Source organism: Chlorobium sp. (genome assembly GCF_021740465.1).
GTDB lineage: Bacteria > Bacteroidota > Chlorobiia > Chlorobiales > Chlorobiaceae > Chlorobium.
Genome location: NZ_JAIOZR010000013.1, coordinates 40,454 through 59,871 on the forward strand (window position 1 = coordinate 40,454; position 19,418 = coordinate 59,871).

Below are 19,418 nucleotides of genomic sequence, written 5' to 3' on the forward strand. Positions count from 1 at the left end.
TAAAGGGTTATCTCCCGTTCAGAAATGTTTCTCGGTGAATTCAATCAGTACCCGGTTGGTCTCTTTCGGGTGCAGAAAAACAATGCGCTTCCCTCCGGCCCCATCTTTCGGAGCGCCCAGCGTGCTGAGGTTCAGCGAGCGGGCGCGCTCCGTTTCCGCCTCGATATCGTCGGTCTCGAGGGCGATATGGTGCATGCCGTCACCGTTTTTCAGAAGGAACTTCGAAATGGGGCTGTCGTCGCCGAGCGGCTGGAGCAGTTCGATTTTTGTCTCCCCGACCGGGATGAACGCAACCCGCACCTTTTCGGAGGGTACCTCCTCGATGGTGATGGCTCCGGCATCGCACCCGAGAACGTTACGGAACGTTTCGAGTGCGCTTTCGAGATTCTGGACGGCGATGGCGATATGGTCGATTTTTCTGATCATGTTTCCCTGGTTATGGAGCGGCTGTTCACGGCATACCCGATGGTCTGCAGAGCCTCCCTGATTTCGTCGAGAATTGCCGGATCGTCAATGGTGGCCGGCATGGGGTACTCCTCGCTGTTGGCGATTTTACGCATGGTGCCGCGAAGGATCTTGCCCGACCGGGTTTTCGGCAGCCGTTCGACGATGACGGCGTTCTTGAACGAAGCGACCGGTCCGATGTTCTCCCGCACGTATTCGATCACATGCCTGACGATCTGGGTTTCCGGGGTATCGACATTGGCTTTCAGCACCAGGAAGCCAAGCGGCACCTGTCCCTTGAGATCGTCGTGGACGCCGATAACGGCACTTTCGGCAACATCGGGGTGCTCGCACAGCGCGGCCTCGATAGCTCCGGTTGAAAGACGGTGACCGGCAACATTGATGATGTCGTCGGTGCGCGACATGATGTGAATATAGCCGTCTTCATCGATATAACCCGCGTCGCTTGTCTGGTAGTATCCGGGAAAGCTCGTCATATAGCTCTCCACAAACCGGACGTCGGCTTTCCACAGGGTCAGCATGGTTCCGGGAGGAAGGGGAAGCTTTATGGCGATATCGCCCATCTGTCCCCTGGGAAGCTGTTCCATCTCCTGGTTGATCACCTGCACGTCGTAGCCCGGAACAGCCCTCGAAGCGGAACCGTACTTGATGGGCCCTGGCTCGATACCCTGGCAGTTCGCGGCGATGGCCCAGCCGGTTTCGGTCTGCCACCAGTGGTCGATTACCGGAACCTGCAGCATTTGCTCGGCCCATTTCACCGTATCGGGATCGGCGCGTTCACCGGCAAGAAAGAGCGTTCGCAGGCTGGAAAGATCGTATTTTTTCATATACATGCCCTTCGGGTCCTCTTTTTTGATGGCCCGGAACGCGGTCGGAGCGGTAAAGAGCACGGCGACGCTGTACTCGTTTACGATCCGCCAGAATGTTCCCGGATCGGGAGTACCGACAGGTTTGCCTTCGAAGATGAGCGTGGTGCACCCGTGAAGCAGCGGTGCATACACAATGTAGGAGTGGCCTACCACCCACCCCACGTCGCTGGCGGCCCAGTACACCTCTCCCGGCTTGACGTTGTAGACGTTTTCCATCGACCACTTCATGGCCACCATGTGGCCGCCGTTGTCGCGCACAATGCCTTTGGGCTGGCCGGTAGTGCCCGATGTATAGAGGATATAGAGCGGGTCGCTCGACTCCACGGGAACGCACTGTGCCGGCTCTGCGCCGAGCAGCGACTGTTTCCAGGTGAGGTCGCGATCTTCGTTCAGTTCTGCTTTAAGCTGATCGCGCTGCTTGATGATGCAGATTTCAGGCTTGAAGTGGGCGAGTTCGATGGCGAAGTCAAGCAGCCGCTTGTAATCGACAACCCTGCCGTGCTCGATGCCGCAGGATGCCGATATGATAACCTTCGGCTTGCAGTCGTCGATCCTTACGGCAAGCTCGTGGGATGCGAAGCCGCCGAACACCACCGAGTGGATGGCTCCGATTCTCGCGCAGGCCAGCATGGCGACCACCGCTTCGGGTATCATGGGCATGTAGATGATCACCCGGTCGCCCTTCCGTACGCCTCTCGATTGCAGGGCGCCGGCGAAAAGGGCGACGATGTCGCGGAACTCCCGGTAGGTATAGCGCTCCTTGGTGCCGGTAACCGGGCTGTCATAGATTACCGCCAGCTGGTTTCCCCTGCCCTCGTCCACATGACGGTCAAGAGCGTTGTAGCAGGTGTTGGTCATGCCGCCGGTAAACCAGCGATAGAAGGGCGGGTTGCCGGAATCCAGGACGGAATCCCATTTTTTGTACCAGTGAAGCTCAGCGGCAGCTGCGCCCCAGAACTCCTCCGGCTGCTCGATCGATTGCTGAAAGACGGTGTTGTAGGATTGCGACATACAGATAACCCCCCTTTGAAAATCTTAGGATGTTGATATAACGCAGGAAAAAATCAAACAGCAAGGAACAGAAAGAGACCGGCGGAATAGTGTTCGAGCGGAATCCCGATGATTGTAGTTGCGGCTTAAGCCGGTAACCTTCATGTTAAGAAAAAATACAGTTACGGCCAATCAACAATTGTTGTACCACAGCATCGTGAACGCCGCGTCAGGGTTCTGCCGGTTTAAGGTTCACCGCACTGAACAGTTCGAAGAACTCCTCGACCGAAAGCGCCTCGGCCCGGAGTTTGAGGGTTTCAGGCAGAACGGCTTCGAGATTGTAGCTCTCCTTCAGGTTGTTCAGAAGGGTTTTTCGACGCTGGCGGAATGCGCAGCGCACGAAACGGCCGAAGCCCCGGGGATCGCTGACCGGTACCCCGTCTTTCGGTTTCATGGTGATGACCGCGCTGTCCACTCCCGGCTGGGGCCTGAAGACCTTGCGTCCTACCTTGAAGCCGTAGGATACCTCGAAGAAGGCCTGCAGCTGGACGGCCAGGATGCCGTAATCCTTGGTGGACGGAGCGGCGACAATGCGCATGGCCACCTCATGCTGCATCATGAGGGTCGCCGTGCTGAAACAGTGCCGGTTTTCAAGCAGCTTGAAAAGGATCGGGCTGGTGATGGAGTAGGGGATGTTGCCAAGAATCCGCAGCTTTTTGCCGGCGGCCACGGCTTCGATATCTGTTTTGAGGAAATCGGCTTCGATCACCTGCAGTTGCGGGTACTCGGCACGGATGAAGGCTGCAAGTTTCGGGTCTTTTTCCACTACCGTGAACGAAGGGCTGATGTCGGCGATCTCTCTGGTCAGGGCGCCGAACCCCGGGCCGATTTCAAGGATGCTCTCATCCGGCTCCGCACCGGAAAGCCTGACTATTTTTTTCGTGATGTTCCGGTCGGTGAGAAAGTTTTGCCCTAATTGTTTTTTTACCGCTATTTCTGTATGCTTATATTCGACTTTTGTCATGGTGTCCGGGATTTTCCTGTTGACCGAGGCCGGGCGGAACTACTTTTTTTAATTTAAGTTATTCTGGAATTAATGGGAGAAAATAACATCAGCGCCGAAGCCGCAGCATATGTTTCGCGGGGGAACAAGGCTACCCGTACAGGATTTGGTGAAGCTCTGCTGGAGATCGGTCGTGAAAACAGTGCCGTAGTTGGGCTGTGTGCCGATCTGACCGGCTCTCTGAACATGAATCAGTTCCGTGATGCTTTTCCCGACCGTTTTTTCCAGACCGGTATTGCAGAGGCCAACATGATTTCCATGGCGGCAGGACTTGCCACAACAGATAAAATTCCTTTTGCGGCAAGCTTTGCCGTGTTTGCCACCGGCAGGGTGTACGACCAGATTCGCCAGTCGGTCTGCTATTCGAACCTCAACGTCAAAATCTGCGCTTCGCATGCAGGGCTTACGCTCGGCGAAGACGGCGCCACCCACCAGATTCTCGAGGATATCGGTCTCATGCGCGGGCTGCCGAGGATGACGGTGGTCGTTCCCTGCGATTACAGCGAAACCAAACGGGCAACCAGAGCGATCGCCAGGCATCAGGGGCCCTTGTATTTCCGCTTCGGAAGGCCGAATGTGCCTGATTTTACGATCGACGAAGATGGGTTCGAGATCGGTAAATCCATAGAACTGCATCCCGGAACCGATGTTACCGTCATCGCTTGCGGCATCATGGTCTGGAAAGCTCTCGAGGCCGCCCGCATTCTCGAAAGGGAGGGCGTCGGCGTCAGGGTGATCAACATGCATACCATCAAACCTGTCGATACGCTTGCCATCGTTCGGGCCGCGAACGATACCGGGGCCATCGTAACCGCAGAGGAACATCAGATTTACAACGGACTTGGCGATGCCGTTGCCGGTGTCTGTGCACGCAACATTCCCGTGCCCATCGAAATGGTTGGTGTCGAAGACCAGTTCGGCGAATCGGGAAAACCTGACGAACTGCTTGAAAAGTACAAGCTGACGACGGCCGATATTCTCGAGAAAATCTATCTGGCCCTGCGCAGAAAGTAGCCGTGACGACACTAACCGTAACCCTGTAAGGAGAATCGAACGATGAGTATGCCGAATTTGGGGGATATGATGAAGCAGATTCAGAAAGCCGGCGAGAAAATGCAGGATGTGCAGAATCAGCTTGAAAAGCTTGTCGCCCAGGGAGAATCCGGAGGCGGCATGGTGAAGGTGAGCGTGAGCGGCAAACAGAAACTGCTTTCACTGCGGATCGATCCTGAAATTCTCGACGATGTGGAGATGGTGCAGGATCTCGTCATCGCGGCCGTCAACACCGCTCTCGATGCGGCGGCAGTACTTGCGCAGGAGGAGATATCCAAAGCTGCCGGAGGCATGATCAATCCTGCCGACATCCTGAAAAATCTGAACCTCGGTAAATAGCTTTCCATGCGTTATACTTCGGCGGCTATTGAAACCCTGATAGAAGAGTTCGCTAAACTGCCGGGTATAGGCCGCAAAACCGCCCAGCGCCTGACCATGCACATGCTGCATGAGCCCCCGGAGTATGCCCGGAGACTTTCGGGTGCGCTTCTGGATGTGAAGGAAAAGGTTGTCCGCTGTTCGGTCTGCCAGAACGTGACCGACCGCGACGCCGATCCCTGCTATATCTGTCGCAGTACCGGACGCGATCGTTCGGTTATCTGCATTGTCGAGTCTCCCTCCGATGTGCTGGCTTTTGAAAAAACCGGCCATTACAAAGGTCAGTATCACGTCCTGCACGGCGTCATATCACCTCTTGACGGTATCGGTCCTGACGATATCCGGATTCACGAACTGCTTTCCCGTCTCGGAGAAAAGCATCAACCGGTTCCGGTCAAAGAGGTTGTGCTTGCCCTGAATCCCACGGTCGAGGGCGAGACAACCTCTCTCTACATAAGCAGATTGCTCAAGCCTTACGGTATCTGTGTCACCAGGATTGCCCGGGGCATTCCGGTTGGCGCGGAGCTCGAGTTTATTGACGAAGCAACGCTTTCACGGGCAATGGAGGGACGCTCTGCGGTGTAGCGCCCCCCTGGATTTTCCGGTGACGGCATAAGAGAAGTTTCATTTCAGACCATGAGTACAGAAAAAAAATCGGTTTTGATTCTCGGCGGCGGTCTTGCAGGCCTGACGGCGGCAAAACGTCTGACCGACAGGGGGTTCCAGGTCAGGGTTCTTGAAAAAAGAGAGATATACGGGGGAAAAGTCTCCTCGTGGAAGGATGATGAGGGCGACTGGGTCGAATCGGGCACCCACTGTTTCTTCGGGGCCTACGATGTGCTCTACGACCTGATGAAGGAGATAAAAACCTATCATGCGGTTCTCTGGAAAGAGCATCAGCTTACCTATACCCTCGAAGGCGGAAAGCGCTTCACCTTCAATACCTGGGATATGCCCAGCCCGCTGCACCTGCTTCCGGCCATTGTGAAGAACGGCTATTTCACCTTCGGGGAGATGGCTTTTTTTTCCCGATCCCTGATTCCTCTTGCCCTGAAACAGGCGGACTATCCGCCCACCCAGGATCATCTCACCTTTGCCGAATGGGCCGAACAGAAAAAATTCGGCAGCAGGCTCATGGACAAGATGTTCAGACCCATGGCTCTTGCCCTGAAATTCATTCCGCCGGAAGAGATTTCAGCAAAAATCATTCTCGATGTAACCGAAACGTTCTACCGTATACCCGGCTCTTCCTGCATGGGATTTCTGAAGGGAGCGCCCCAGGAGTATCTGCATCAGCCGCTTCTCGACTATTCGGCTTCGCGTGGCGCGGTTTTCAGGAACAAAACGGCGGTCGACGAACTGCTTTTCGACGGCGGCGAGATCAGGGGCGTGCAGCTTCGCAACGGCGAGATCCTTACGGCCGATTACTACCTTTCGGCCCTGCCTATCCACGATCTCAACAGGATACTTCCTCCCGGTCTCAAGTCCCGCGACCGATTTTTCGGGGGCCTTTCAAATCTCGAGGGTGTGCCGGTCATCTCCGTGCAGATCTGGTACGACCGCGAAATAGCTTCGGACGACAACGTCCTGTTCAGTCCGGACGGCATCATACCGGTTTACGCAAACCTTGCCCGCACGACACCCGAGTACCGGACGCTTCGGGGGGAACCGTTCAGCGGAAAAACACGCTTCGAATTCTGTGTGGCTCCCGCCCGTGAACTGATGAAGCTCTCCAGGGAGGAGATTATCCGTCAGGTCGACCTCAGCGTACGAGCCTGCTATCCGGCAGAAACGCACAGGGCAAAGGTGCTGAAGTCCACACTCGTCAAGATACCGCACTCGGTCTACGCACCGCTGCCCAACATGGAGCAGTATCGTCCCACGCAGTGCACGCCGGTGCGCAACCTGTTTCTTGCCGGCGGTTTTTCCCGTCAGTTGTATTACGATTCCATGGGGGGCGCGGTCATGAGTGCAAATCTTGCCGTCGACGGCATCCTCAAGGCAGGGGCGAGGGAGTGACCGGTCATCTTCCGGCAAAAAAATAAAATAATTGTTCCTTTAAAATATTCTATTGCGTATCTTAAAAGTCCAGAAGCAATCGACAGGATTGATCAGGCAAGCCCTTGTAGCTCAGTGGATAGAGCAGTAGTTTCCGGAACTAAAGGTCGGCAGTTCGAATCTGTCCAAGGGCACTGGATAAACGGTTTTTTCGGGGTGTGGCTCAGATGGTAGAGTGCTGCGTTCGGGACGCAGAGGTCGTGGGTTCGAGTCCCGCCACCCCGACTTGAAGGCGGTTACGACAAGTTTCGTAGCCGCCTTTTTTATTGGCGCCGCTATAATTCTCGTACGCGCCCGGATTTGATCGGGCTGTTCCCATATTGCACTTCAATAGATGTTGCCCTTATGCCTCCGGCGCCTGTGAAATCTCCTCACCGGAGTTTTTTCGCCTTCAGGCGCAGCGAGTTGCTTACCACCGATACACTGCTGCCCGCCATGGCTATTCCGGAAAAAACCGGATTGAGAAAGATTCCGAAAAGAGGGTAGAAGGCTCCGGCCGCAAGCGGAATTCCGACGATGTTGTAGATGAACGCCCAGAACAGGTTCTGTCGGATAACCCTCATCGTTGCTTTCGAGAGCGTTATTGCCTGTGATATTTTTCGAATATCACCCTTCAGGAGGGTTATTCCTGCCGACTCCATGGCAATGTCGGTTCCGGTGGCCATGGCGATGCCTACGTCGGCACGGGCCAGGGCCGGGGCGTCGTTGATGCCGTCGCCGGCCATGGCGACGGTTCGGCCCTCCTTCTGGAGAGCCGCTATTTTTTCGGCTTTTTCAGCGGGAAGCACTCCTGCAATCACCTCGTCGATACCGGCCTGCGATGCGATATAGCCTGCGGCCGAAGGGTTGTCGCCGGTCAGCATGATAATGCGAATCCCTTTCTTCCGAAGCTCGCCCACAGCCTCCTTTGCTCCTTCCTTGATAGTATCGGAAAGGGCTATATAGCCTGCGACGGTGCTTCCTTTTTCAATCACGACAACGGTTTTCCCCTGTTGCAGCAGGAGCTGAACGGAGGGCAGGGCGGTTTCCTGCGCTTCAGGCTTTCTGACTGTGACGCGAAGCTCTCCGAGAGTCGCCCTGACTCCGATGCCCTCCATGGCTTCGAATGCCGTTATTTCGGGAAGCACCGCTCCGCCGGCTCTTGCCGCTTCGACGATCGCTCCGGCAAGCGGGTGTTCCGAATAGCGCTCGACGGCCGCGGCAAGCAGCAGGAGTTCGGCAGGGGAGGAGCTGCCGTCGAGAGATCCCTTGTCGGTGACTTCCGGAAGCCCTCTGGTTATGGTGCCGGTTTTATCGAAGACGACGGTATCGACCGAACTGAGCCGTTCAAGGCTTTCCGCGTTGCGGATGAGCATGCCGTATTCCGCTCCTTTGCCGATTCCGACAATGATTGCCGTCGGGGTTGCAAGCCCGAGCGCACAGGGGCAGGCGATCACCAGAACGCCGACAAAGCTCATGATCGCGTAGGAGAGTGCCGCAGAGAAGCCGAGAAGTGCCGTTCCTATGGTAAGCCACGCAATCAGGGTGAGTGCGGCGATGAGAAGTACCGCCGGGACGAATATGGCTGCGATACGGTCGGCGATGTTCTGGATCGGGGCTTTTGATCCCTGGGCCTCCTCAACCATCGAAATGATTTTCGCAAGAAGGGTGTCGCTGCCGACTTTCATGGCCGTAAAACTGAACGAACCCTGGCGGTTTATGGTGCCGCCTATAACCGGATCGCCCTCTTTCCGGTCTACCGGCAGGGGTTCGCCCGTCACCATCGATTCATCGATCGATGAACTTCCTCCGGCAATAATGCCGTCAACCGGGATGACCGCTCCCGGCCTGACCAGGAGCAGGTTGCCTTTCCTTACCTCTTCGACCGGAATTTCGATCTCCTCACCCTTGCGCAGCAGCAGTGCCGATTTTGCCTGCAGACCGACGAGTTTGCCAATTGCCTCACCGGTTTTCAGCCTCGATCGGGCTTCGAGATACTTGCCGAGGTGCACGAAACCGATAACCACGATCGACACATCGAAGTAGGTGTGGTCGGGAAGGCCGAGCAGCTCCCTGAGCGAGGGGAAAATGGTGATGAGCGAGCTGTAGGTGAACGCCGAGAGGGTTCCTATTCCTATCAGCGTATCCATGTTGGCCGCTTTGTGGCGTATGAAAAGCAGAATGCCGTCGAGAAAGGGTTTGCCGATTCTGAAGATGAAAATCGCGGCAAGAATCATGGTAATGCCGTTGAACACCTCCATCGATAGCGGCATGTGCGGCACGCCGTGCAACGCTGCCGAAGCGATATCCCACATCATGAAAACAAACACCACCATCGCCGCAGGGAGCGAGAATCTGACCAGGCGCTGCTGCTGTTTCAACTGTTCCTGTTTTTCGCTGAACGCTGACGGGCCGGTACCCGGCCCTTTCGGTTGGTGTGAGCGTCCGCCTGAGCCGGTATCTCCTGCCTCCCCGGAAGTGAGCTCATAGCCGAACTTGCCGACGATGGCGTTGATTTCGCTGTCGGAAAGTTCGTGCTCCCTGAACGATACTTTCGCCTGTTCTGTGGCAAGGTTGACCTCGACCTTCTCTATGCCCTCCGTCCGGGAGAGTTTATTGGTAATGATCGCCGCGCAGCTTGCACAATGCATGCCTTTGACGCGGTAGGTTTTTTCATCCATAAACAGAAATTTTTACTTCGCAGAGCCTGGCATGCTGCTGCAAAATCGATTGTGTTTTCCGGTGCCGGGTAACACACACAATATATATTCCAATATGACCCGAACGGTTTTTTTATTGCCGTTTCCGTTATGTGTTCCTGCTGGAAATGACCTCCCTGATCGCTGCGCCGAGCTCGGTCATCTTCAGCGGTTTTTTCAGCAATTTGCAGATTCCCGACTGGTTCAGCGCGTTGTATCCGATATCCTTTCCGTAACCGGTCATCAGGATTACCGGCAGATAGGGTCTTGTTTTATGCAGTTCGGCGGCAAGCGTGATTCCGTTCATTTCGGGCATGGTCAGATCGGTAATGACCAGATCGAAGCGGTCGGGACGCTCCCGGAAGCGATCGAGCGCTTCCAGCGGAGAACTCACGGCGCAAATCCGGTAACCGAGTCTGCTCAGCATCATCGTCATCATCTTGATTGTGGCCTTTTCGTCGTCAACAAACAGAATGCTGCCATTTCCCGCTGAAGCGTTTCCTTTGAGGGCCGCATCGGGGGCAGGTTTGTCAATTACCGGCAGATAGATACGAAAAGAGGTGCCTTTTTCCGGCCGGCTGTCAACCGTAATTGCCCCCTTATAGCTTTTGATGATGCCATGAACCACCGAAAGGCCGAGTCCGGTTCCCTTATTGACGGACTTTGTGGTAAAGAAGGGCTCGAAAATCCGCTCCATGGTCGCTTCATCCATACCGGTCCCGGTGTCGGCTATGCCGAGCTCTACATAGCGTTCGGCAGGCAGCCCGGGCAGCGTTTTCAGCATGTCGGCATCGGGGAGAATTTCCCTGAGCGTTATGCTCATTACTCCACCTGATTCCTCCATTGCATGGAACGCATTGGTGCAGAGGTTAATGATAACCTGATGGATTTGTGACGGATCGGCGAGAATATTCCTGCAGGTGTTCTCGATATGCTGTTCAATGCTGATCGTTGCCGGTATTGACGGGCGGAGGAGTTTCATGGCCTCGGCGATAACCGACTGAACGCTTACGACGGAGGGGGTATTTTCCTGGGTTCTGCTGAAGGTCAGAATTTGTTCAACAAGATTCCTTGCCCGTTCAGCTGCGAGCATGATTTCCGAAAAATAATCGTGCAGGGGCTCCTTTTCGGCTATGCTGTTGATGCCCATTTCAGCGTAACCGAGAATAGGCATGAGGATATTGTTGAAGTCATGCGCGATGCCTCCGGCAAGCGTTCCGATGGTTTCAAGGCGCTGGGATTTTCGGAGACTTGATTCGAGTTGTTGTTTGTTTTCCTCCTCCTTTTTCCGGTCGGTGATATCGATAACGATACCAACATAGCGCATGAGCCGACCGTCGTTATCTTTATGTGGCGTTCCCTTTGACATGAGCCACCGCTCGCATCCATCAGCATCACGAACTCTCCACATGCAGTTGAATTCCGAGCCGTTGTCAATGGTCTCCCTGGCGGTTCGCTCAACCATTTCCCTCTCTTCCGGGACAATGGTTTTCAGCCAGTTTGCATATGACGGGGGACAGCTATAGGGTTCGAGACCGAAGAGCGGCCATAGTTCATCCGACCAGATCTGGACATTCGATGCGAGATCATGCTCCCAGAAGCCAGCATTGGTTGCCGCCATGATGAAATGCATGCGTTCATTGCTTTCAAGTAGCAGCTCCTGATACTGTTTTCGTTCGGTGATGTCGTTGACGATGGAATAGAGCAACTGTTTTTCTCCGATGGAAATGGGGCCGCTTACCACCTCGACGTCGCGAATCGAGCCGTCAGCCCGCCGATGACGGAAACTGAAGCACCTGCACTGCCTGTTCAGGGATCGCTACATTTCCGCCTTTATTTCCCGATCGCTCATCGTGTTGATCCCGGAAATTTTCATATTGCACAGTTCATCGTATTTCCATCCATAGAACGTTACGGCCGCCGGATTGGCTTCAACAATCGTGCCGTCTGTCGGATCGATGATCAGCATGACGGTATGTTTGTTCTGAAACAGACTCCGGTAGCGCGCCTCGCTCTGACGCAGTTTTTCTTCCGCAAGTTCATGCGCCTTGCGGGTTTTCAGCATCGTGATGCCGTATGCGAGGTTTTCGGCAAGTGAGGAGAGGAGTCCGGTTTCTTCCACATTGAAGGCGTCCTCCATTGCGGAGTAGATATTCAAGGCGCCAAATACCTTGCTATCCGTTTTTAACGGGAGGCTTTGAGTAGAAGCATAACCACGCTTTATGGCTTCCATGCGCCAGGGAAGGAAGCTTGTGTCGGTCAGCAAATTACGTGTTGAGCAGGCCTTTCCGGTACGGATCGCTTTTCCGGTCGGGCCCTGTCCCCGTTCGCTATCCGCCTAGGAAATGTTGAGCGTCTCGAGGTAGCCTTCCTCAATACCAGCCTGGGCTACCGGGCGGACACTTTTTTCGTCGTCATCCACAGCATAGCCGACCCAGGCCATCCGGTAGCCTCCGGTTTCTACGACAATCCGGCAGATATCCTGCAGCAATTCGGCTTCATTGTCGGCATGAAGCAGTGCCTGATTGCAGTTGCTTATCGTCAGAAGCGCGCGGTTCAGCTTATGCAGTTCCTGCTCAGCCTGATTTCGTTCGGTGATATTGGCAACGGTACCGACGATGCGTGAAATCCGCTCGTTTTCATCGAGTTCGACGATGCGGCATCGGCTCTCTATCCAGAGTGCCGAACCATCACTCAATATCATTTTATAGTCAAGGATCGATACGTCTGTTTTACCCTGAAGATGTTTGCTGATCGAAAGGAAAAATTTCTGATGATCATCGGGGAGAGTTAGCATGTCCACAAAGCCCTTGTCGAACCAAGGGTCTTCGGGAATGCAACCGGTGAGTTCGCAATACCTCGGGCTCAGGTATATAATGTTGGTTTTCAGGTTCCAGTCCCAGAAACCCTCGGTAGCCAGACCCGGAATCAGTTTCTGTCTGTCGATATCTGCATACATGCAAATTGACCCCTCCCGATGGATATCATTGATAATGCCTATAATAATTTAACGAAAAAAAACATCAATAAATTTCTTTGTAACAATCGTTAAAGAGAAATATGTATTTTTTAAATACAGCTGGAGCGATGGAGTTTCGTGGATTACTTCTATGATTTGTAATTTGTGGATAAAGGGTTGCTGAATACGTAATGCGAGCCGGATTGATTTGATTATATAAAATATAGTTTTGTCGTGAAAGCGGTATATATATGCTGTATTTAATTTAAGTAAAATTATTTGATTTTTTGTTTTTATTTGGTATTTGTTTAAGTTCATTTCACTCCTTCGCGCCAGCAAGGAGAGAACGGAAATTGGGGGTTTCCGTTCGATTTAAAGCGGCCTTTCGGCCGCTTTTTTTTGCCGGCCGTGTATCTTGTATATATGTTTTCGGATTTCATATATGTTTTATATATACATTTTTATAATGTTTCGGTATTTAGTGTAGATGTCGTTATTTTCTTATGATATGTTTATATTTATCTGTGACGGCATTGAAAAGCATTTTGTTCCTGGGGATATATTGCTGAATATTTTTTTAAGGCAAGTTACGCGTAACTGTCCGCGCTCGGCCTCATTTCTGGTGTGACGGCATATCTGTCGTTTATAGAGGGATCGTTACCGGATTCTGACAGATTTCAGAATCCGGTATATGTACCGATACATTTTATTTTTTTTGGTATAGGGCTTTATGCTATTGTTTCCGGTATGGTTCAGGGGATGGTGTTTCCGTTTGTTTTTATTCATGGATCGTTTTTGGAGCGTTGTTCCTGACAGGCTGTCCGCTTTGCCATCTTATGTTTTTAGTCCGGTATGCATGAATTCCGCCGACGGTTTACAACAGCCTGCCTGTTGTCCGGTAAGCGAATGACCCGGAGGGAGTCGAAGCTGAATTACGGCGGATAACTCTTGCTGCTTTTTGCGCCTGACCTTTCCGTTGAGGCTTTCCGCGGAATGGGATCTCGGTAGCGCATTTTTGGTGTGCGCATGAAGAGGTTGTTCAATGGCTCGTGCCGGTTTTCCGGCTTTTTTTATATCGTTTCGTGCCATTGCGGAGGGGTTTTCAGCTGTTCGATTGCGTCGTTTATCTTGTTGACGTATCTGATGTAAAAAAACGCATATCAAGCCATTTCAGGCATCGCATTGGTTGTTTAATTGAGTCTGTATGTTTTTCCGGTATATTTGAATTTGATGGATTTGTCGATCTCAATTATTAATGAAGCATAATTTGTCGGAAAAAAACATAGAGCGGTTTCAGGCTGAAAATGAGCGTTTGCAGTCTGAGAATGCCGAACTGACGACCGAACTCAGGCGTCTTTCAATGGTTGTCGAAGCCACGAAAGCCGCTTACTGGGACTGGGATCTGCAAACCGGCAACGTTACTGTCAATGGCAGGTGGGCTGCAATGATAGGCTATACCCTCGAAGAGCTGCAACCGGTCACAATTGTGACCTGGGAAGCTTTCTGTCATCCGGACGACCTCATGGAAGCAGAAGAACGGCTTGCGAGGCATTTCGAAGGAGATACAGATTTCTATGAAATAGAGCTGAGAATGCGGCACAAACTCGGTCACTGGATCTGGGTGCTTGATCGGGGCAAGGTTTTCGAGACCGATGCCGCGGGAAAACCGCTCAGGATGGTCGGTTCGCATCAGGATATAACCGCCCGGAAGCTCACCGAGGAACGGCTCAAGCAGGAACGAAATCTGTTCATGGGCGGCCCTGTTTCCGTTTTCAGACGTATGAACACTTCCGGCCTGCCGGTCGAGTATGTATCGCCAAACATTGAAACCCTTTTTGGTTATTCAAGCCATGAATTGAGCAGTGGAGCGGTCAGTTATTCCGGCATGATTCACCCTGACGATCTGCCGGGGGTACTGGATGAACTTGCGCTCTGCTCTGCCGATCCGCAGCGGAGCTCATTCGAGCAGGAGTACCGGATTATACGGAAGGACGGTAAGGTTATCTGGGTTTATGATTTTACGGTTATCACCCGCGACGAAAAGGGCTGTATTACCCATTACGAAGGCTACCTGCTCGATAATTCATCACGAAAGCGCTCCGAAGAATCGCTTGCCTTCAACCGGAAATTCGAATGGATCGTATCTTCACTGGCCAACCAGTTTATCAATGTTCCCGCCGGAGAGATCGATTCGATGATCAACGAGGCTCTGAAAATCATCGGGGAGTTCGTACAGGCCGACCGGAGCTATATTTTTCAGTACTACGATAATCAACGGCTCATGGATAACACCCACGAGTGGTGTGCCGGGGGTATCGAGCCGCAGATAGATATTCTCAAGCAGCTTTCCACCGATGATTTTTCATGGTCAACGAAAAAGATTGCACATAACGAACTGCTTATCGTTCCCAGAGTTTCAGATCTGCCTGATGAAGCGGCTTCGGAACGGGACATTCTCGAACAGCAGGATATTCAGTCACTGATTCTCATTCCGCTCGTATCCGGTACCATACCGTTCGGCTACATAGGCTTCGATGCCGTAAGGGAAGAACGGCAGTGGCCGAAGGAAGCCGCATCCGTGCTTACGTTGGCCGGCGGCATCATTGCCAATGCCCTGCAGCGAAAACAGGTAGAACAGCTTATCCAGAGCGAACTCGATCTTACCCTGAAACTGAGCGTATCGTCATCGTTCGAAGAGACGCTGAAAAGCTGCCTTCAGGCCGCGCTTGACATTTCGGGCATGGATTGCGGCGGGATTTATCTGGTCAACGAAGCCGATAACAGTCTGAGCCTTGCATACAGTCAAGGCTTTTCGGATGCTTTTGTCCGGGAGACGTTCTGCTATATGTCGGATTCCTCACAATGCCGGCTTGTCGCAAACGGGAGTGCGATCTACAGCCGTTTTGCTGAGATGAACACCAACCCCTGCAACTCCATTCTGAACGAAGGTCTGAAGGCTGTTGCGGTTTTACCGGTCATCAGCAAGAGCCGGGTGGTCGCAAGCCTGAACGTGGCATCGCATTCGCTTGACCAGGTTCCGGAGTTCGCCCGAAAAGCTCTTGAAACGGTAGCGTCGCATATCGGCGCCGCTATCGCTCAGGCAACCCATGATGAGAAAATTACAACCGCCAACAGAAATTTTGCCTCGCTGTTCGATACGATCGACGATATGCTGTTCATCATTGCCGATGATGGCGCCATTTTGCATACCAATGCCGCATGTACTGTATTGCTCGGCTATTCGCACGACGAGTTCAGGAGGCTGCATGTCCTCGATGTCCACCCTCCTGAACGGCGGGAGGAAGCCGGGCGGACGGTTCAGCAGATGCTTTCCGGACAGGCCAATGTCTGTCATGTGCCGCTGCTGTCGAAGTCGGGCGAACAGGTTCCGGTGGAAACGAAAATCACGCATGGTACCTGGGACGGGAAGCCGGTGCTGTTCGGTATCATCCGGGATATTACCGAACGGCTGAAAAACCAGTCTGCGCTCGTGGAGAGCGAACAGAAGTTCAGGGAGCTTACAGAGTTTCTGCCCCTGCCGCTTTTCGAGACGGACCTGCATGGTATGGTTACCTATATCAACCTTGAAGTTAAAGCGTTTTTTGGTCTTTCGGATGATGATCTGCGCCAGGGAATTTCGGCATTCAGCTTCTGTGTGCTTCAGGAGCTTGACCGCGCCCTGGCAAACCAGAAGAAGATACTTGCTCCGGGTTATGTACCCAAAGGAAACGAGTACACCATCATCATGAAGGATGGCACCAGGCGGCCGGTTCTGCTCTACAGCTCGCCAATAAGACAGGACGGTCAGGTATCCGGCGTGCGTACGACCTTGGTCGATCTTTCGGAGCTGAAACGGGCAGAGGCAGTCTTGCGTGAAAGCGATCTGGAGAAACGCGTGAGCGAGGAGTTCAAATCCATTATCGATAATATTCCCGGTGCTGTATATCGGCATTCAAGCGATGATACCATAAAATTTCTTTCGCATTCGGATTTTCTCTCTGCAGAATCACTGGAATCCTGTTTTTCGGGTTCCCTGCAGCAGATGTTGACGTTTATTCATCCGGATGACATGAGACTTGTTGTGGATACCTATGAGGAACTTCGAGAGAGAAAGGCATCCAAGATCATTATCTACAGAATTCTGACGGCAGCGCATGCCGTCAGATGGATCGAAGATCGTAAAACCTCGGCTTTTTCAGAAGAAGGCGTGTTTTCGGGTATCGACGGCATTCTTTTTGATATTACCGATCGGGTGCTGGCGCAGGAAGAGAATCAGCAACTGGAATCGCGGCTTCGAAATACGCAGCGCCTTGAAACTATCGGAACGCTTGCCGGAGGCATCGCGCATGATTTCAACAATATTCTCACGCCTGTTCTCGGCTATGCCGAAATGGGAGCCCTTTCCCTTTCTGATCAGGACCCTCTGAAGGAATACTTTACTGAAATTACGCAGGCGGCAGAGAGAGCACGGAACCTTGTGGCGCAGATTCTGAGCTTCAGCCGGGCCGACGAACGCACACCCTCTGTAGTCAGCGTTCAGGCGATTCTCAATGAAGCGCTGAAGCTGCTTCGTCCTTCAATTCCCTCGACCATTACCATCGAACAGCAGATCGACAACTCCTGCGGTAACATTTTTGCAGATCCCTCACAAATCCATCAGGTGGTTGTCAACCTCTGCACGAATGCTTTTCAGGCTATGGAAGAATCCGGTGGTGTTCTGACCATTCAACTCAGGGAAATTATTCCCGACGCAGGCATGCTGAAAACACAGCCGGGGCTGTCTGCTGAACGTTATATAGAGCTTGGTATTGCCGATACCGGAACCGGCATGGATGCAGCGACCATGGAGCGTATTTTCGAGCCGTTCTTTACCACAAAATCCGTCAACAAGGGAACCGGACTCGGACTTTCGGTGGTCCATGGCATCATTACCAGCAACAACGGAGAGATTGTTGTTGAAAGTTTTCCTGGAAAAGGCGCTACATTTCGGATATATCTGCCGGTGATCAACGAGCGCAGCGAGGCGCCGACCGGAGAAGACCCTTTGCCAAAAGGAAACGCCAGCATTCTTTTTGTTGACGACGAGCAGCCGACCGTGCAGATGATGAAGATGATGATGACGAAACTCGGCTTCAGAATCAGGGCGTTGAATTCTCCCGTGCAGGCGCTTGAACTGTTCAGGAGAAATCCGGAACAGTTTGATCTGGTCATCACCGACCTTACGATGCCTGAAATGACAGGGGTCGAATTTGCCCGCGAGCTTCATGAAACCAGCCCGCAGCTTCCGGTGATTCTTATGACCGGCTACGGAAAGGATATCGAATACACGATTCCGCTGAGCCGTTACGGCATCTGTAAATTTCTGAAAAAACCAGTGAAATTCGCCCAGCTGGCTTCGGTCATAAACGAGGTGATCAGCCACAATAACGCATAACCCGGACAGTCATGAACATTCTTGTTATCGACGATGATCCAGCCGTCAGAAAATTCATAACCACAATCCTGAAAAAAGAGAACCATACCGTTTTCGAGGCCGATAATGGCAAGACAGGCCTTCAGCTTCTACAGGAGCAGCATGATATTCCTGTCGTTATTACAGATATTGTCATGCCTGAAAAAGAGGGCATTGAAACCATCATGGAAATGCGCAGCCAATATCCGGCAATCAAAATTCTGGCGATTTCCGGAGGAGGTAAAGTCGGACCTGAAAACTATCTGGTTCTGGCCGATGCGCTCGGAGCGCACACAACCCTGAAAAAACCATTCAGCGGTCCGGAACTGCTCCTGAGTCTCAAGTTGCTGCAGTAAGGAGTTCGGGGTTTAACTGCCGGCAAGTACGGCGGCCACTTTTTTTGACAGCGCCTTGATGGTGAACGGTTTCTGAATGAAATTAACGCCGGTATCGAGCACCCCGTGATTTGCAATATTGTCCGCCGTATACCCCGACATAAAGAGGATTTTGAGATCCGGGCGGATTGAGAGCAATTTATCGGATAGATCGCGTACGTTCATTTCGGGCATAATCACATCGGTCAGCAGCAGATGGATCTTATGGTCCGGTTCACTGGCGATCCGGATGGCTTCGCCGGGTGTTGCGGCCGCGAGCACCGAATAACCTTTTTTTTCCAGTATCATCCGGCACAGCTTGAGTATTTCCGGTTCATCCTCGACGAGCAGTATCGTTTCTTTTCCTGTTATATTCAGGGCATCCGTTTTCTCGTCCGCAGGAAGTGGGGCTCTGTTTTTATCCCGGGGCAGATAAATTCTGAAGTTGCTTCCTTTTTGAGGTTCACTCTCAATAACGATAAACCCCTCATTTTGTTTTACAATGCCGTAAACCGTGGCAAGCCCAAGTCCGGTGCCTTTTCCGGTCTCTTTTGTTGTAAAAAACAGCTCGAAAATATGGGAGTGATGTTGTTTTTCGATTCCATGTCCGGTATCGGTGACCGAAAGCATGACATAGTCGCCGGGTTTTTTATCGCTCCCGTCATCATCATCGGTATCGGTAAAACAGACTGTTGCTGTTTCAATGGTGACGGTTCCGATATCGGTTATTGCATCGCGCGCATTGACGCAAAGGTTTACAAGAATCTGGTCAATCTGTGATGGATCGATGTTGACCATCGGTTGCGAGTTGCCCGGTATCCAGATCAGCTTTATGTCTTCGCCGATAAGTCTTCGCAGCATGTTGAGCATTTCTTCGACCAGCATGTTCAGGTCGACGATTTTGGGGTTTACTGTTTGCTTTCGGGCAAAAGCCAGCAGTTGAAGTGGACCCCATTGAGCAGACAAAAAAAGGTCAAGTTTAAGGTGGTAACCCACCGGTTGGTTATGCAGCTTCTTGTTGCTGCCCTGTAGTCTCCGATGACCCTTCGGAGGCACTTTTTTGAGAGAACTTGTCAACG

General features: G+C 52.5%; 13 protein-coding genes, 2 tRNA genes and 1 pseudogene. 8 read left to right on the forward strand and 8 right to left on the reverse strand.

Annotation, left to right across the window (positions count from 1 at the left end; all coding sequences use genetic code 11):
* Positions 1–18: 18 nt before the first annotated feature.
* The 3 genes from mce to rsmA form a co-directional block, all read right to left on the reverse strand.
* The gene (gene mce, locus K9G39_RS07490) at positions 19–426 is read right to left on the reverse strand and encodes a methylmalonyl-CoA epimerase (protein WP_292004304.1); all 408 of its coding nucleotides are present in this window, start codon (positions 424–426) and stop codon (positions 19–21) included.
* Entirely contained in the window at positions 423–2,345 is a 1,923-nt protein-coding gene (locus K9G39_RS07495) for a propionyl-CoA synthetase (RefSeq protein ID WP_292004305.1), read from the reverse strand. The genes mce and K9G39_RS07495 overlap by 4 nt, the downstream gene beginning before the upstream one ends.
* 208 nt (positions 2,346–2,553) lie before the next feature.
* Positions 2,554–3,348, reverse strand: a complete 795-nt coding sequence (rsmA, locus tag K9G39_RS07500; protein WP_292004306.1) for a 16S rRNA (adenine(1518)-N(6)/adenine(1519)-N(6))-dimethyltransferase RsmA — start codon at positions 3,346–3,348, stop codon at positions 2,554–2,556.
* Positions 3,349–3,420: 72 nt separating this feature from the next.
* Between rsmA and K9G39_RS07505 the strand changes: the two genes are divergently transcribed.
* From K9G39_RS07505 to K9G39_RS07530, 6 genes are all read left to right on the forward strand, one after another.
* A complete protein-coding gene (locus tag K9G39_RS07505) occupies positions 3,421–4,401 on the forward strand; it encodes a transketolase family protein (RefSeq protein WP_292004307.1) in 981 nt (326 codons plus the stop codon).
* Between the two features lie 42 nt (positions 4,402–4,443).
* A complete protein-coding gene (locus K9G39_RS07510) occupies positions 4,444–4,779 on the forward strand; it encodes a YbaB/EbfC family nucleoid-associated protein (RefSeq protein WP_292004308.1) in 336 nt (111 codons plus the stop codon).
* A gap of 6 nt (positions 4,780–4,785) precedes the next feature.
* Positions 4,786–5,403, forward strand: coding sequence for a recombination mediator RecR (recR, locus tag K9G39_RS07515; RefSeq protein WP_292004309.1), 618 nt, complete (start codon positions 4,786–4,788; stop codon positions 5,401–5,403).
* Positions 5,404–5,454: 51 nt separating this feature from the next.
* Positions 5,455–6,837: an FAD-dependent oxidoreductase gene (locus K9G39_RS07520; protein ID WP_292004310.1), complete on the forward strand. Its 1,383-nt coding sequence runs from the start codon at positions 5,455–5,457 to the stop codon at positions 6,835–6,837.
* A 100-nt stretch (positions 6,838–6,937) separates the two neighbouring features.
* A tRNA-Arg gene (locus K9G39_RS07525) sits at positions 6,938–7,010 on the forward strand.
* Positions 7,011–7,028: 18 nt separating this feature from the next.
* Positions 7,029–7,101 (forward strand) — tRNA-Pro (locus K9G39_RS07530).
* Positions 7,102–7,247: 146 nt separating this feature from the next.
* On the opposite strand, the gene K9G39_RS07535 is transcribed toward K9G39_RS07530, so the two are convergent.
* The 4 genes and pseudogenes from K9G39_RS07535 to K9G39_RS07550 form a co-directional block, all read right to left on the reverse strand.
* The gene (locus K9G39_RS07535; protein WP_292004311.1) at positions 7,248–9,536 is read right to left on the reverse strand and encodes a heavy metal translocating P-type ATPase; all 2,289 of its coding nucleotides are present in this window, start codon (positions 9,534–9,536) and stop codon (positions 7,248–7,250) included.
* Between the two features lie 127 nt (positions 9,537–9,663).
* Complete coding sequence (locus K9G39_RS11170) at positions 9,664–10,536, reverse strand: ATP-binding protein (protein ID WP_363319370.1); 873 nt, start codon at positions 10,534–10,536, stop codon at positions 9,664–9,666.
* 57 nt (positions 10,537–10,593) lie between these two features.
* Positions 10,594–11,868: pseudogene (locus K9G39_RS11175) on the reverse strand (PAS domain S-box protein); the annotation flags it as partial.
* A gap of 24 nt (positions 11,869–11,892) precedes the next feature.
* Positions 11,893–12,513, reverse strand: coding sequence for a PAS domain-containing protein (locus tag K9G39_RS07550; protein WP_292004312.1), 621 nt, complete (start codon positions 12,511–12,513; stop codon positions 11,893–11,895).
* Positions 12,514–13,825: 1,312 nt separating this feature from the next.
* Here K9G39_RS07550 and K9G39_RS07555 point away from each other — a divergent pair.
* Together K9G39_RS07555 and K9G39_RS07560 are read left to right on the forward strand one after the other, a co-directional pair.
* Positions 13,826–17,947, forward strand: a complete 4,122-nt coding sequence (locus K9G39_RS07555; RefSeq protein ID WP_292004313.1) for a PAS domain S-box protein — start codon at positions 13,826–13,828, stop codon at positions 17,945–17,947.
* Between the two features lie 11 nt (positions 17,948–17,958).
* Positions 17,959–18,321 carry a response regulator gene (locus tag K9G39_RS07560; protein WP_059139120.1) on the forward strand — a complete coding sequence of 121 codons (363 nt, stop codon included), beginning with the start codon at positions 17,959–17,961 and terminating at the stop codon, positions 18,319–18,321.
* A gap of 12 nt (positions 18,322–18,333) precedes the next feature.
* Here K9G39_RS07560 and K9G39_RS07565 read toward each other — a convergent pair.
* Positions 18,334–19,418: ATP-binding protein (locus K9G39_RS07565; RefSeq protein ID WP_292004314.1), on the reverse strand; the 1,085-nt coding region annotated here is incomplete at its 5' end.

Bases quoted from the DNA above. Each gene is read 5' to 3' on its own strand.
- K9G39_RS07550 (WP_292004312.1), bottom strand. From the start codon at position 12,513: ATGTATGCAGATATCGACAGACAGAAACTGATTCCGGGTCTGGCTACC.
- K9G39_RS07495 (WP_292004305.1), bottom strand. From the start codon at position 2,345: ATGTCGCAATCCTACAACACCGTCTTTCAGCAATCGATCGAGCAGCCG.
- recR (WP_292004309.1), top strand. From the start codon at position 4,786: ATGCGTTATACTTCGGCGGCTATTGAAACCCTGATAGAAGAGTTCGCT.
- rsmA (WP_292004306.1), bottom strand. From the start codon at position 3,348: ATGACAAAAGTCGAATATAAGCATACAGAAATAGCGGTAAAAAAACAA.
- K9G39_RS07560 (WP_059139120.1), top strand. From the start codon at position 17,959: ATGAACATTCTTGTTATCGACGATGATCCAGCCGTCAGAAAATTCATA.
- K9G39_RS07510 (WP_292004308.1), top strand. From the start codon at position 4,444: ATGAGTATGCCGAATTTGGGGGATATGATGAAGCAGATTCAGAAAGCC.
- K9G39_RS07505 (WP_292004307.1), top strand. From the start codon at position 3,421: ATGGGAGAAAATAACATCAGCGCCGAAGCCGCAGCATATGTTTCGCGG.
- K9G39_RS07520 (WP_292004310.1), top strand. From the start codon at position 5,455: ATGAGTACAGAAAAAAAATCGGTTTTGATTCTCGGCGGCGGTCTTGCA.
- K9G39_RS07535 (WP_292004311.1), bottom strand. From the start codon at position 9,536: ATGGATGAAAAAACCTACCGCGTCAAAGGCATGCATTGTGCAAGCTGC.
- mce (WP_292004304.1), bottom strand. From the start codon at position 426: ATGATCAGAAAAATCGACCATATCGCCATCGCCGTCCAGAATCTCGAA.
- K9G39_RS11170 (WP_363319370.1), bottom strand. From the start codon at position 10,536: ATGAAACTCCTCCGCCCGTCAATACCGGCAACGATCAGCATTGAACAG.